General features: G+C 55.0%; 12 protein-coding genes. 10 read left to right on the forward strand and 2 right to left on the reverse strand.

Annotated elements, in window-relative coordinates:
* Positions 1–59: 59 nt before the first annotated feature.
* A complete protein-coding gene (locus MTX78_RS12320) occupies positions 60–2,093 on the reverse strand; it encodes a putative porin (protein WP_243794398.1) in 2,034 nt (677 codons plus the stop codon).
* A gap of 13 nt (positions 2,094–2,106) precedes the next feature.
* A complete protein-coding gene (lpxK, locus tag MTX78_RS12325) occupies positions 2,107–3,183 on the reverse strand; it encodes a tetraacyldisaccharide 4'-kinase (RefSeq protein WP_243794400.1) in 1,077 nt (358 codons plus the stop codon).
* Between the two features lie 68 nt (positions 3,184–3,251).
* Between lpxK and MTX78_RS12330 the strand changes: the two genes are divergently transcribed.
* From MTX78_RS12330 to secG, 10 genes are all read left to right on the forward strand, one after another.
* Complete coding sequence (locus tag MTX78_RS12330; RefSeq protein ID WP_243794402.1) at positions 3,252–3,944, forward strand: uracil-DNA glycosylase family protein; 693 nt, start codon at positions 3,252–3,254, stop codon at positions 3,942–3,944.
* A gap of 70 nt (positions 3,945–4,014) precedes the next feature.
* The gene (locus MTX78_RS12335; RefSeq protein WP_243794410.1) at positions 4,015–5,115 is read left to right on the forward strand and encodes a Nif3-like dinuclear metal center hexameric protein; all 1,101 of its coding nucleotides are present in this window, start codon (positions 4,015–4,017) and stop codon (positions 5,113–5,115) included.
* Positions 5,105–5,866, forward strand: a complete 762-nt coding sequence (locus tag MTX78_RS12340) for a zinc ribbon domain-containing protein (RefSeq protein WP_243794413.1) — start codon at positions 5,105–5,107, stop codon at positions 5,864–5,866. Before MTX78_RS12335 ends, MTX78_RS12340 begins: the two co-directional genes overlap by 11 nt.
* A 202-nt stretch (positions 5,867–6,068) precedes the next feature.
* Complete coding sequence (locus tag MTX78_RS12345; RefSeq protein WP_243794415.1) at positions 6,069–7,466, forward strand: tetratricopeptide repeat protein; 1,398 nt, start codon at positions 6,069–6,071, stop codon at positions 7,464–7,466.
* 114 nt (positions 7,467–7,580) lie between these two features.
* Positions 7,581–8,852, forward strand: coding sequence for an aminodeoxychorismate synthase component I (gene pabB / locus MTX78_RS12350; RefSeq protein ID WP_243794417.1), 1,272 nt, complete (start codon positions 7,581–7,583; stop codon positions 8,850–8,852).
* A gap of 147 nt (positions 8,853–8,999) precedes the next feature.
* On the forward strand, positions 9,000–10,454 hold the full coding sequence (miaB, locus tag MTX78_RS12355) for a tRNA (N6-isopentenyl adenosine(37)-C2)-methylthiotransferase MiaB (RefSeq protein WP_243794424.1): 1,455 nt from the start codon (positions 9,000–9,002) through the stop codon (positions 10,452–10,454).
* Positions 10,455–10,828: 374 nt separating this feature from the next.
* Positions 10,829–12,148, forward strand: a complete 1,320-nt coding sequence (locus MTX78_RS12360) for a sigma-54 interaction domain-containing protein (RefSeq protein WP_243794431.1) — start codon at positions 10,829–10,831, stop codon at positions 12,146–12,148.
* Complete coding sequence (locus MTX78_RS12365; protein ID WP_243794438.1) at positions 12,129–12,680, forward strand: LptE family protein; 552 nt, start codon at positions 12,129–12,131, stop codon at positions 12,678–12,680. Before MTX78_RS12360 ends, MTX78_RS12365 begins: the two co-directional genes overlap by 20 nt.
* A gap of 136 nt (positions 12,681–12,816) precedes the next feature.
* Positions 12,817–14,268: a hypothetical protein gene (locus MTX78_RS12370; protein ID WP_243794440.1), complete on the forward strand. Its 1,452-nt coding sequence runs from the start codon at positions 12,817–12,819 to the stop codon at positions 14,266–14,268.
* Positions 14,269–14,667 carry a preprotein translocase subunit SecG gene (gene secG, locus MTX78_RS12375; RefSeq protein WP_243794442.1) on the forward strand — a complete coding sequence of 133 codons (399 nt, stop codon included), beginning with the start codon at positions 14,269–14,271 and terminating at the stop codon, positions 14,665–14,667.
* Positions 14,668–14,734 lie beyond the last annotated feature (67 nt).

Raw genomic sequence — 14,734 nt, forward strand, 5'->3', positions numbered from 1 at the left:
AAAAGGCGCTTTCGAGATTAGTAGCAAGATGCCCTTACCAAACAACCAATACAGCATAATCAGTCGAAAAACTGCCAGCGAATTCCAATCTGAAACCGCCGGGGCAGCGTGGTGTAATAAGGTGTCACAAAGAACCCGTCGCGCTGCAAACCTTGGTTCAGATAAGCCACTTTCAGGAACACAGCCACCGTACGAATATCGGCAGTTAGAAACGCATCTGCCACGGCAAAATTAGCTGCCGTGAATCCGTTCTGCACATAAAACTGCTGGGTGCTAGGGCTGTAGTCGTAGGGTTTCCAGCTAGATTGGTAGTACACCTCCGCTCCTATTTGCCCAAACAACGCATTCTTGAACACGGAGCCTTGGTAGTATATTTTGCTATTGGTAATTAGGCCAGGAATGCGAATTCCCTCCACGTCGTCTTCCCCACCAGTAGTTGCGTGCGCTTGGTTATCGAAGAACAGTTTTCCGACATTAAAACGGTGGCGCACTGAAGCAGTGAGCACACGCTGCCCTAAAGGGTCCGAGGTTTGCTCCGGCTCTCCCAATTCATTGTAATACACCAAGTTGGTGATGTTGACGATAGCACCCGATGCTTCCAACCGATGCTGCCCTAACGTTTGGTCCAAGCGTACCGTTAGTTGCTGCACGTTTGTATTTTTAAGACCTAGCCCATCATCGTAAGTGTACTTTGCTTCGTTGAACTTTTGGCCCCAGCGGTAGTGATTACCGCTGAATTGCTGCTGAGTAAGGGTTGGGGAGTAACTGCTAATCAAAACCTCTCCCGTTAAAGGACCTAGGCGCGCAAGTCCACGCGCCCAGTACTCTCCAAATTTGCTACCTTGATCGGGCTTAGGCAAAGCGTACTCGCCAACTGTTTCAATAGCAAATATTTTGTAGCGGAAGTTGGCTGTACCTCCCAGAAATATGTTGCTATACGGTTCTGAGTCGTTAGGAAGAGGGTTAATTGGATCCTCGATGCGACGATGCGTAGAAAGTGAAACTCCCCGATGACGAGCGTAGATGCGGTAATTCACTAGTTCATTGCGCCCCAATACGCCAACTGTGTTTTCCACCTGTCGAAGCTCGGCTTTGTCGTTGGTGCCTGCCCGGCTCAGCAGTGCCACCGGATAAAACAGCAGGTCCCTGTTGCTCGCTTGCCCCTGTGGCACTCGCCCAAAATCATCTAGAAAGCGGTTCCGCTGCCGGCGAAAGTCCACGATGTGATAGGCAGTGAGCCCGCGTCCAATCAGGCGATACGACTGCACAAACCGAATGCCGTCGCGGTGTTCGGTATTAGCGGCCTCCGTCAGACGGGAGATTTCCTCGTCGTAGCCAAAAAGCTGCTCTGGTACCGTGTCGGCTGGTTGCTGCGTAGTAGCGGCTTGGTAGTAGGCACCACCCGATTCGGCCGCTTGGTGCCGTACGTTGCTGTAGTTGAACAAGGCACGGTAGCGTTCATCCGTGCTTTGAAACCGTGCAAAAAGCAAGAAGTTGGTATGCTCTACCAGCCCGCTTCTGGATATAGCATTGTATAGCTTGTTGGAAGCAAAACGCTCATAGGCGAGCCCTACACTTGCATTCTTATTAATGCTGCGGGTGTACGAAAGCTCGAACACCTGCTCGCCGAAGCTTCCTTGAATAAAGCGAAAGAAGGTGTAGGGCGATTTGGTGTCGTAGTAAGGAATGGTGGCTGGGTCGCGGGCATACCGATCAAAGACATTGCGGCCGAGCCGGTAGCCGAGCTGCGTGTTGGTACGCCACAATAGCGGCCGGGCAGCGGTGCCCACAAGGCCTAAATCCTGATAGAAAGTGCTGTCGTGGTACCAATTACGAGACGAGGGGAAATTGGTAAGCGTCGTGTCAATGATGCGGCCTTCGGTCCGGTCGCGCAGTATGTCGTCTTCGTAGATAACGCGAGTGGTACGGGCACCGTACAGCACCTTCGTGGAATCGTCGAGGATTTGGGCCTGCACCGGCACGGCACGGCCTAGCAGCACGAATAGCAAGATGGAGAGCAATGCCCACTGGCAACGTCCAAGCCGGGCAACCAGAACCGTTGGGTGGCCGAACGGCCAGCGTTTAAAAATCACGGAGAGCAAAAAGTCAGACAACAGCTTGGGGCTGAATAGCGGCTGGAAGCAGCTGGCGCAGACGGTTCGCCCCATCGGCCAGAAACTCCACGGCAATTGGAATGTAGAAAACGGGCAAACCAACCATTTCCGTATGCAAGGTGGGGTCGAGCAAGCGGGTGGCATCTTTCTGGGTGGTAAAAATACGGCAACCTGGGCCGCAATACGCCTTCACCGCTGCAATTTCCTGTGCAGTGAAAACATGGTGGTCGGCAAATACCGCATGGTGCACAATGCGGTAGCCCGCACCCACCAGATAGTCGCGCAATGGACCAGGCTGCGCAATGCCCGTAAGCAGCACGATTTCCGAAGAATACGCAGTGGCATTCGATGCTTCGGCTACCACTTCCGACAGTGGCACGGGCGCTCCATACGTGTAGACACTGAACAACACGGGTATTTCTGGCCGACTGTAGCGCCAAATCTGACGTTCTATTTCCTGCCGTTGAGTTGTCGTTAGCGCAGGGTCGCACTTCGTGACTATCACCACATCGGCGCGGGCCGCCCCCGCCCGGCTTTCCCGCAAACGTCCCGCAGGCAGCATATAGTCCGTATAGAACGGGCGCTGCTGCTCGGTTAGCAACACGCTGAAGTCGGGGCGTACCCGGCGGTGCTGGTAGGCATCATCAAGGACCACACTAGTGCTTGTAGAACACTGCCGAAGCAAGGTACGCAAGCCTGTTAGTCGGTCTTCACACACGGCTACGGGCACTACTCCTTGAAAGTGTTGGAATTGCTGCAATGGCTCGTCGCCAAGGGTAGCGGCCGTATCGGTGGGGCTGGCCAGGCGAAAGCCGCGGGTACGGCGGCCGTACCCGCGGCTCAAAATGGCAGGTTGCTGCCCTAGTCGGCGCAGTTCCTCCACCACCCACGCTACGTGCGGGGTTTTGCCGGTGCCTCCTACCCGTAAGTTGCCGACACTGATAACGGGCACCTCTCCAAACCGTACCGACTCTTTCCACCCTTTGTTGTACAGCCAATTGCGTACGGCCATGATGCCGGCATATAGCCAAGCCAAAGGCAAGAGCAACAGAAGTAGCAGGCGGTGCATACAGACAAAGTTAGCGGACCGAACCTAACAGGAACCCGTACCTACGGATAATCAACTGAATTCACGCTATGCTTTCCTTCGCCGACCGGCTGCTGCACTTCCTTGCTACTTTCCCGGCCCCGCCGCTTCTGCCCGACGAAGTAGTGGCCTTCAACCCATATCAGGATGCCACCGTGGCAAACTTGATGGCGCAGTTCGGGCAGAAGTTTTACACCGGCCACCGCCCCCGCGTAGCGCTGTTAGGCATCAACCCTGGACGGTTTGGGGCCGGCCGGACGGGAGTTGCTTTCACCGACCCTGCCACGCTGGCTGCTGTGTGTGGCATTCCGAACGAGTTGCCGCAGCACCCCGAGCTAAGCAGCCAATTTGTATACCGTGTGGTGGCGGAGCTAGGCGGGCCAGCCGCATTCTACCAGGATTTCTACCTAGGCTCCCTGTATCCGCTGGTGCTGTTACGCCACGGCAAAAACTACAATTACTACGATTCGAAAACGCTGACCACCGCTCTGGAGCCAGATATTCGCCGTTCCTTGCAACGGCAGGTAGAAGAATTGGGCCTAGCACGCACGGCAGCCGTATGTTTGGGCCGGCGCAACGGCCTGCTGTTCGAAAAGCTGAACCAAGAGCTAAAGCTTTTCGACACTATTCGCGTACTCGACCATCCACGCTATCTGATGCAATACAAGCGCCGCGAGCTGCCGACGCACGTCGCGCACTACGTCGACGTGTTGGCAGCTTGCCGAAATCAAGCACAAGAGTAGAACTTGTATCACCCAAGTACCACGCAGCAGCAAATCCGTATTCCTTTCTGCCCTTCTCGTTCGTCAACCTATGCCCACCGTCGCTGATCTTGCCCGAGTATTAGAAGCTGCGGCTCCCCTCGCCTACCAGGAGTCTTATGACAACGCAGGCCTGCAATGCGGCGACCCGCACATGGAAGTGCGAGGTGTCCTTATCACGCTCGACTGCACGCCAGCTGTCGTAGAAGAAGCCTTGAACCGGGGCTGCAACGTAATAGTAGCGCACCATCCCCTGATTTTTCGTCCCTTAAAGCGTATTACGGGGGCCAATGAAGTGGAGCAGACACTGCTCAAGGCTATTAAAAACGATATAGCCCTGTACGCCGCTCACACCAACCTCGACAACGTGTATCACGGCGTGAACCGTAAGCTGGCCGACAAGCTTGGCCTCATCAACCTCCGCATCCTCGACCCTAAGCCCGGCTTATTAGCCAAGCTCGTTACGTATGTGCCACCTACACACACCGAAGCCGTACTGGCCGCCTTGTACGCTGCCGGAGCAGGCCAGATTGGCGACTACTCCGCGTGCAGCTTTCAGATGGAAGGCACCGGTACTTTTACGCCGGGTATCGGTACTCATCCGTTTCAAGGAGCAGTTGGCCAACCCGAAACGACAGCGGAGGTACGCATAGAAGTCTTACTGCCCCTGCATATCCAAAATGCCGCATTGCGGGCCCTACGTCAGGCACATCCGTATGAAGAAGTGGCCTATGAAATCATCAAGCTGGAAAACATCCACCAGGAAGTAGGCTCGGGCATGGTGGGTGAATTGCCGGAAGCCGTAAGCCCAGCGGCGTTTCGGGCGCAGTTGAAGGAGGCGCTCTTAGTGCCCGTCGTTAAGCACACTGCGTTCGAGAAACCCATCAAGAAAGTGGCCGTGTGCGGTGGTGCGGGTAGCTTTCTGATTAACCGGGCCCGCGCTGCCGGGGCCGACGCCTACGTAACCGGCGACTTGAAGTACCACGAGTACTTTCAGGCGGAAGGGCAGCTGATGCTCTGTGATGTAGGGCATTTTGAAAGCGAACAATTTACCGGCGAACTATTCCAGAATTTGCTTGCGTCAACCTTTGGTGGTACTTTTGCGCTCTTGATTGCAAAGACCCATACCAACCCCGTCTACTATGACTTCTAAAACCGTCGCTACTGCCCCGGCCGATGTTCCCGTTGCCAGCAAGCTGGAAGCTCTGCTCAACCTGCAACGCATTGACTCGCAGCTCGACGAAATCCGGCGCGTGCGGGGCGATTTGCCCGAAGAAGTGCGTGATCTGGAAGACGAAATTGCCGGCTATGAGGTGCGCGTAAGCAAATTCGATGAGGAAATTTCCGGCCTCAACGACCAGATAAAGCAGCGCAAGCAAAACGCCAAAGACGCCGAAGGCCTCATCAAGCGCTACGAAGACCAGCAGCAAAACGTCCGCAACAACCGCGAGTACGAGGCTATTGCCAAAGAAATCGAGCTGCAAAAGCTGGAAATTCAGATTTCCGAAAAGAAAATCAAAGAAGCTCAATACCAAATTGAGTTGAAAAACTCCGACATCGCTGGCACCAAGCAGCGGCTGGAAGAGCGGAAGAAAGACCTTGCCAACAAACGGAGCGAGTTGGAAGTGATTGTGGGAGAAAGTGAGGCCGACGAGAAGAAACTCATGGACGAGCGGGGCCAAGCCACGCAACCCGTGGAAGACCGTCTGCTGACTGCTTATACTCGTATCCGCGGCAACGTGCGCAACGGCCTAGCCGTGGTAACGGTAAAGCGTGATGCCTGCGGTGGCTGCTTCAACACAGTGCCCCCACAGCGCCAGGCCGACATTATTTCGCACAAAAAAATCATCGTGTGCGAACACTGCGGCCGGGTACTGGCTGATGTAGAAGCCCGCATTTCCTAATCCTTCGGTTGGAATTATTGATCTTGAAAAGAACGGCCCTCGTGCCGTTCTTTTTTTGCTTATGAAATGTCCTCCAGCGGGTAGCCAAATGCTTTGTGCCAAGACGCTGTGCCTGAGTATCCTGTTGGCCTTCAGCTCCGCGTTTTTTTGCGAAGTAGTGGGCGCTCCTGCATGGCATAGGCATCAGTCTGAAGCTAGTGGCGTGGCTACTCTCACCGCGCGGCAGGCGCGCGCATACGCGGAGGTGCTGAAGATGCGCCCAGAGGCGGCCCGTACCCTACTGAAAGGCACTCCAACAGAATCTGCGGGCACCCTGCTAGTTCATGATTGTCTGGATATTACCGAGTTGATGATTAGCCAAGATGCCCGGCGCTACCAGGCTATCATCAACGCCCAAGATAAACGGTTGGAGACACTAGAAAAGGCGGAAGGCAATGGGTCCCTATACCAGTATACGCGTGCCGAAATCCGCCTGCACCAAGCGGCGGCGCAAGTAGCTTTTGGGCACGAGATACAGGGGGCGTGGAACATGCGGCAAGCCTATCAGGAGATGCAAGGCACGGTAAAGCGCTATCCAGCCTACTTGCCAGCCCGCAAAACGTTGGGCATGATGCAATTCTTTATCGGCTCGCTACCGGAAGGCTACCGCTGGTTTTTGAAGCTGCTGGGGCTTTCTGGCAGCATACCAGCGGGACTAGCCAACTTGCGGGCGGCGGCCCATAATCCCAACGATTTCCAAACAGAAGCACAAATCATGTTGGCGCTGGTAGAGGAAACCTACTACAAGAAGCCCACCGAAGCCTTGCAACTCGTTGGCCGCCTAGCCCAACAACAACCCGACAATCTACTGTTTGCTTACCTGTTGATTAGTCTTAACAAGAAACAGCATCGTACCGAAGCGGCGTTGACTGCCTATCGTGCCCGCCCGATTGGTGCTGGCTATGTGCCGCTGCCCTACCTCCGACACATGGCGGCCGACTTGCTGCTCTACCAAGGACAGTACAGTGCCTCACGCCGCGAAAACGAGCTTTTTCTGAAAGAATTTCGAGGGGCTCACTACCGTAAAGACGCGTACTTCAAGCTTTACCTCGCGGCATGGTTCTCCCACGATGCCGTTGCGGCCGAGCAATTTCGCCGGCAGATCGACACGGGAGGACGCACCGTGGTAGAGGAAGACACCTATGCGCAGCGTTTCTTCGACGACCAACAACCGCTCAACCGCCACCTTACCCGCGCCCGGCTGCAGATTGATGGCGGCTACTACCGCGAGGCCCTAACCACGCTCGACGACTTTCAAGCCACCAACGCCACCTCTCTGCGCGACCGGTTAGAAGAACCGTACCGTCGGGCCCGCGCCTGGCAGGGCCTAGGCCAACTGGACTCGGCCCGCTTGCTTTTTGCTCGTACCATTGCGCTAGCGGGCACGGCACCTTACTACTTCGCTCCACAGTCGGCTTTGCAATTAGGGTATCTGTATCAGGCAGAAGGGCAGCGCACCACGGCTAAACTGTATTTCGAGAAGGCCTTGAGTTATCCTAAGCACGAGTACAAGAACAGCACCGACACCAAAGCCAAATTAGCCTTGGCAGAACTGAAGTAGATACCCTGCCAGCCTCTCAGCCATAGTGCGTTCCAAACCTGTTGCCTGACAACTACCGTCTACTCCCTAGCCACACCCCTTACAGTCGCCGTTGGCGCCTCGTATCTTCGCTTCGTGCTAACTGTTCCGCTCACCACCTTGCCTCCCGACTTTCGTCTTCGTGCCTTGCATTGGGGCAGCCGCTTTGCGCACTGTGCCTACTTCGAGCCCAATGAGTTACCGTATCCTGGCGGTGCCTTTGCCCGAATGTTGGCTATTGCAACAGAGGCTACCGACACCCCTAGCACCCTGGCGGAACTGCGAGAATGGCTACGCGGCAACCAAGCTGCTACGCCGGTGTGTGGCTTTATCACGTACGATGTAAAAAACGAAATTGAAGCTCTAACCAGCAACAACTACGCGGAACTAAGCTGGCCCAACCTGCACTTCTTCCGGCCGCAAACCTGGTTGCACTGGCACGAAGATCAATTGGAGATTTATGGCCGTACAGAGAATGTGTTAGAGGAGATTTTGTCGGCTCCACTCCCAACACCAAGCTTGCCTGAGGTGCCGGTGTTGCGCCCACGCATGCCGAAACCAGAGTACCTGCAAGCGGTAGCTGCTATCCGGGAAGATATTTTGAACGGGGAAGTGTACGAGTTGAATCTGTGCCAGGAGTTCTACGCCGAGCAGGTGCAGTTACATCCGGTTGAGGTTTTTATGCAGCTCAACGAGGCCTCGCCTACTCCTTTTGCTGGTTTTTATCGTTGGCACGACCATTATTTATTGTGCGCTTCGCCCGAACGGTTTCTGGCCTGCCGCCCACCTACGCTTCTGTCCCAACCCATCAAAGGCACCATCCGGCGCGGCGCCACCCCCGAGGCCGATGAACTACAACGCCTTACGCTCCTGCACGACGAAAAGGAGCGCGCCGAGAACCTTATGATTGTGGACCTGGTCCGCAACGACCTTGCCCGCGTAGCGCAGACGGGCTCCGTTCAGGTACCAGAACTGTTTGGGCTATACCCTTTTCGCCACGTGTGGCAGATGATTTCAACGGTGCAAGCAGAACTTCGGCCGGCCGTTGACTTGGTAGATATCCTGCACGCCACCTTCCCAATGGGCTCCATGACTGGGGCTCCAAAAATTCGGGCCATGCAACTCATCGAGCACTATGAGCGCAGCCGCCGCGGCTTGTACAGCGGTAGCATCGGCTACGTGTCACCCACCGGCGAGTTCGAATTCAACGTGGTTATTCGCAGCTTGCAATACCGCGCCGACACCGGCTACCTCAGCTTCCAGGTGGGTTCTGCCATCACTTACGACTCCGTGCCGGAACGCGAGTACGAAGAATGTTTGCTGAAAGCACAGGCAATACTGGAAGTAGTAGGAACCGTGATTCAATGAAACAAGCGGGCTTGTTGTTTCAACTACTTGAACGACACCACCTCGCTAATTCACCGAAAGGCAAGCTCTGCCATTCTGTCATTTTCACCCCAAAACAGCTACCTTTGCGGTTCTCCCGAACGTGAAGCTGACGCCGCGACGAACACCATGTCTCAACCGCTGATTACCCTAGATTTCCTCGATACCCTGCCTACTCCCACCCCTGACGCTATTACGCACGCGGATAGCCCGTCGGGCGCGGTGCGGGTGAGCCCGGCCACCGAAACTGGCCGCAAACGCAAGCTCTACATTGAGAGCTACGGATGCCAAATGAATTTTTCCGACTCCGAAATTGTGTCCAGCATCCTTTTCAACGAGGGCTTCGACACCACCGAGCAGCTGGAAGGTGCTGATTTGGTGCTCCTCAACACGTGCTCTATCCGCGAGAAAGCCGAGCAGACCGTACGGATGCGCCTCTCGCAGATAAACGGCCACAAAAAGCGCAATCCTGGTCTACTTGTGGGCGTATTAGGGTGCATGGCGGAGCGCCTGAAAAGCAAATTCCTAGAAGAAGAGAAGTTAGTGGACTTGGTGGTTGGCCCCGATGCCTACCGCGATCTGCCGCAGCTTATTCAGCAGGTGGATGGTGGGCAGAAAGCCGTAAACGTGCTGCTAAGCCGCGAAGAAACCTATGCCGATATCACGCCGGTACGCCTGAACTCCAACGGCATCACGGCCTTCATCAGCATCATGCGCGGCTGCGACAACATGTGCTCCTTCTGCGTGGTCCCCTTCACACGGGGCCGGGAGCGCAGCCGCGATGCCCATAGCATCATCCGGGAAGCGCAGGACTTGGTAGCAGCTGGCTATAAAGAGGTTACGCTACTTGGCCAGAACGTAGACTCCTATAAGTGGGCTTCAGAAGATGGTAACGAGCACGTCAACTTTGCGCAACTGTTGGAGCGCGTAGCGTTGGTTAGCCCAGCCCTGCGAGTCCGCTTCTCCACCTCGCACCCCAAAGACATAACCGACGAGGTGTTGCATACCATGGCGCGCCACGACAACATCTGCAAGTACATCCACCTTCCAGCCCAAAGTGGCAACTCACGGGTGTTGGCCCTCATGAACCGCACCTACGACCGGGCATGGTACGAAGAGCGGGTGCATGCCATCCGCCGAATTTTGGGCGAAGAGTGCGCTATTTCCACTGACATGATTTCGGGCTTCTGCTCGGAAACCGAGGAAGAGCATCGGGATACGCTGAGCCTTATGGAGTTCGTGAAGTACGATATGGCCTACATGTTCTTCTATTCGGAGCGCCCCGGCACGCTGGCCGCCCGGAAGCTGGAAGATGACGTGCCACTGCTGGTAAAGAAGCGGCGCCTACAGGAAGTTATCGACTTGCAGCAGCAACACAGCCGCCTACGCAACCAGTTGGCTATTGGCAAGGTGCACCGTGTATTGGTTGAGAACTTCTCGAAGCGCAGCCAGGAACACCTCAGCGGCCGCAACAGCCAGAACCAAGTGGTTATTTTCCCAAAAAAGCACTACCAGAAAGGCGATTATGTGGATGTACTGGTGCACAGCGGTTCGGCTAGTACATTGCTAGGCGAGGCTGTATAGCGGTACCTGCGTTATTGAGCTAAAGAACATTGCGTCCCAACAACCGAACGGGTGCTGGCATTGCCAGGCGTAACGGAAGGCTATTGCACCAAAGAGACACTCGAGAAACAGACCGCATAGTCCGTTTGTCGCTAGTTTTTACGATCCAAACCCTTCAGAAACGTTGAAGCTTGAAGGAACTGCCGGTTACGATGAGCATTCTATATAAGAACTTTGCTCTTCTGGCAAGGCACATGCAGCTATTATGTTTGGCTATTACTTGAGTGGCCCGACACGTTTGCCTATTCTAACCGGGCATGCCATGCCGTTTAGCCAGTGCGGATAAAATAAATCACCGCAATTTTCGTCTTCCCCACGAAAACCCACTTCCGACCTTGACACCTTCAGAAATACAAAGCATAAAACAACGGTTCGGCATCATTGGCAACGCGCCAACACTGAACTACGCCATTCAGGTGGCAACCCAAGTGGCGCCTACCGATATGACGGTGCTGATTACTGGTGAGAGTGGCTCCGGTAAGGAGTCATTTTCTAAAATCATTCATGCGCTTTCCCCCCGCAAGCACGGTCAGTTCATTGCCATTAACTGCGGTGCCATCCCTGAAGGAACCATTGACTCGGAACTGTTCGGACACGAGAAAGGCTCGTTTACGGGTGCCCAGGAAGCACGCAAAGGCTACTTCGAGGTAACCAACGGTGGCACCATCTTCCTTGACGAAATTGGGGAGATGCCGCTAGGCACACAGGCACGTTTGCTACGGGTGCTGGAAAACGGTGAGTTTATTCGAGTTGGGTCCAGCAAAGTGCAGAAAACTGACGTGCGTGTAGTAGCAGCTACCAACGTAAATTTGCTGGATGCCGTGCGCGAAGGCCGCTTTCGTGAAGACCTGTACTACCGCCTGAATACAGTGCCTATCATAGTTCCACCACTACGTGAGCGGGGCGACGACATCTATCTATTATTCAGAAAGTTTGCTACTGATTTTGCTGACCGTTATCGGGTAAAACCAGTGTCGTTGACGCCGGATGCTGTGCAGGATTTACAGCGCTTCCGCTTCCCCGGCAATATTCGGCAACTTAAGAACGTGGCCGAGCAAATGTCGGTGCTGGAAACCGACCGGGAGGTGGACGCGCGTCGTCTGCGCCAGTACCTACCCGCCGACCAAAGCAGCCGCTTACCCATGCTTTTGCACGCGGCCGGCGCAGCCACCGATGGGGCCGGCAACACGTACTCTGAGCGTGACTTGCTGTACAAGGTGCTCTTCGATATGCGCCGCGACATGACGGACCTCAAGAAGCTGGTGCTGGATATGGCTACTGGTCAGCGCCCCCAGGAAACGCAGGAAATGCTGCGCCAAAACAGCCACCTGTTTACCAACTTAACTCCAGCCCCCTACGATGGCGGTCCACGGCCCTTACGGCAGCCTTCTGCTGATGGAGGAGCGACAGAATATATCCTCACGCCCAATTCAGTGGATGATACCACTGACTACGAGGAAGATGTGCAGCGGGTAGAAGATATTCCGCACGAAACCGAAGAGGAAACTCTCTCGCTAGAGGCGAAAGAGAAAGAGATGATTATGAAGGCGCTGAAAAAACACCACAACAAGCGCAAATACGCCGCCCACGACCTGGGTATTTCCGAACGCACCCTGTATCGCAAACTCAAGCAGTATGACCTGGAACAAGCGTAGTGGCCCAAAGAGCCTAAGCAGTTGGATGTTGAGCTTTTCGTTGGTATTCCTGCTGGCACTGACTGGCTGCTCCGTCTATTCTTTTAGCGGCACCAACATCGACCCTTCTGTGAAGAGCATTTCTATCTCCACCTTCCAGAATACATCCAACAATGGTCCTTCTTCTTTGTCGCAACGCTTCACCGAAGACTTCAAAGACTACTTCCAGCGCAATACGTCCATCAAGCAGGTGCCTCGGGACGGAGACTTACAGTTTGAAGGTGAGATAATTGCATTCGATTATGCACCCGCGGCTATCCAGCAGCAGGACGGCCGCGACCAGGCCGGTGTAAACCGCCTGACCATTCAAGTACGCGTGAAATTCACTAACACCAAGGACCCTACCCAGGATTTCGAGCAGACCTTCCAGCAGCCCGAAGACTTTCCGGCCACGCAGGATATTGCCAGCATCAACAACGACCCCGCTGCTGTGCGCCGGGTCACGCAACGAATCATCACAGACGTATTCAACAAGTCGGTAGCCAACTGGTGAGTTGTCGGCTGAATGGTTTAATTACCGTATCCTTGCCGATTGAAACGTAGCAGCCAGCGGCCGCTACGTTTCTCACTTGTTGATTGCACGCTAGCCGTCAACAACTTACTTGTCAACCCACTCAGGCTTCTATTCTATGACCCGCGCGTCGCTGTTGCATATTCTCAACCACGTGGGCAGTATTTCAGAAACTGAAATTCGGGAGCTAGAGCAGTTGGCAGCGGCTTTTCCTTACTGCCAGACGGCCCACATACTGCTCGCGAAAGCAGCCCACGACCAGGGCAGCATGCTAGCCAGCCAGCGTCTGCGACGAGCAGCCACCTACGCTGCCGACCGCCAACTGCTACGGCAACTGTTAGAGCAACCAGCCCCTGCCACCGTCGAGTTATCGGCTCCCAAGGAATTGCCCGCAGAAGCTAGTTTGCCGGCTTCCGCCTCCGGTGCAGGTAGTTCCACCGCTTTTTTTCAGTCGCTGGTAACAGAAGACGTCCAGCCGTTGGAGCCTCAGGAAGAAGTGGAAACAATGGCGGAAGAAGAGGTTGTACCAGTGGCTACCCCTCTTGATTCGCTGCCCGAATCCACTATTCCTGCATCTGAGCCGACAAATGCGGAGTTACCCATCGAGGAAAACCAAGAGTTGGCGTTAGAGTCCCTTCCAGTCACTCCCACTGCAGCTGAAAGCTTGGTAGAGCCAGTAGAGCAGTTGGAGCCTCAGGAGTTTACCACGCCACTCTATCCCTCTGAAGCAACAGAGGCCCCAGCGGTTCTGGCTGCAGATGAGCAAGTAGAAGAGGTAGAACTAGCTGCGCCAAACGAGTCGGATAGCGAAGATTTCGCTACGGAACCCACTGCCAATGAAGAAGCACTTGCTATTGCAGTAAAGCAGCCTGTTCATTCCGAATTGGAAGTTGAGGCTGCTCCGGCTATCGACTCGGAAGAAGCCTTGCCAGCAGTTGCCCCCCCTATCCGCCCACCAGCTGAAGTGGGCTCTTCACGTTTCGAGTTCGGGCTAACAGAACCCAGCAAACTCCCCGTTCCCATTTTGTATCAGTTGCCGGGACTCGAGGAAGAAGATACTAGCACCACTCCAAACCAAGAAGCTCCGCTGGCAGCCACGGCGTTGGCCCCACCTTTCCGGGCAGACATTGATCTGGGGTACGCTTTGTTGGAAGGGGGCAGCCGCTTTGGGTATGCCCTTCAGCTGCAAGACGATGAACTGACGCTTCCTCTGCCCGCAACCAGTTTCTTTCCGCCCGATGCGCTCTTGCATGAACACGCGGTTAGTGTCAGCAAGCTTCAGCCTGCGCCGGCAGCGCCATCGACCTTCGATCTTATTAACCGATTCCTGAAGGTACAGCCCCGCCTCAAGTCGCCAGGAGTATTGCCGCTCGTAAATGAGCAGACCGATTTGGCGGCTCGAAGCACGCACGCGCAACCAGCTTTAGCCTCTGAAAGCCTCGCCAAAATATTGGTAAAACAAGGCAAAAAGGACCGGGCTATCGAAATATATGAACAGCTAATGGTGCGTCAGCCGGAAAAAAGCGCGTACTTTGCCGACCAAATTCAACAACTGAAAACTCTCGAATAGATGTACATTACGCTCATTGTTATCATTCTTATCGTGTGTTTCTTGCTGGCCGTTGTAGTACTGGCTCAGAACCCCAAGGGCGGTGGATTGTCGAGCCAGTTTGGTTCGGGTGGTGCTGCAAACCTGATGGGCGTGAAACGCACGGGCGACTTGCTAGAGCGCCTCACGTGGGGCTTCGCTATCGGCTTGATGGTTCTGACGCTCGGCACGCATGTACTCAATGGCACCTCAGCCGGCACCGGCCCGGTACGAAGCGTAAACCAGCGCAAAGCTCTCGAAACTCGTTTGCCAGCTGCGCCTGCACCCGCTATTCCTGGAGCAGCAGCACCCGGTGGCGCGGCAGCCCCGGCCGGTCAGCAGCCTGCATCGGCTCCGGCTAGTCCTCCACCAGCACAGTAGTACTCCCATCTGTATTTCTTAGGAGAGAGCTTTCCAGAAGGGAAGCTCTTTTTTTATGCCCTTTTGG

Source organism: Hymenobacter tibetensis, from assembly GCF_022827545.1.
Lineage (GTDB): Bacteria > Bacteroidota > Bacteroidia > Cytophagales > Hymenobacteraceae > Hymenobacter > Hymenobacter tibetensis.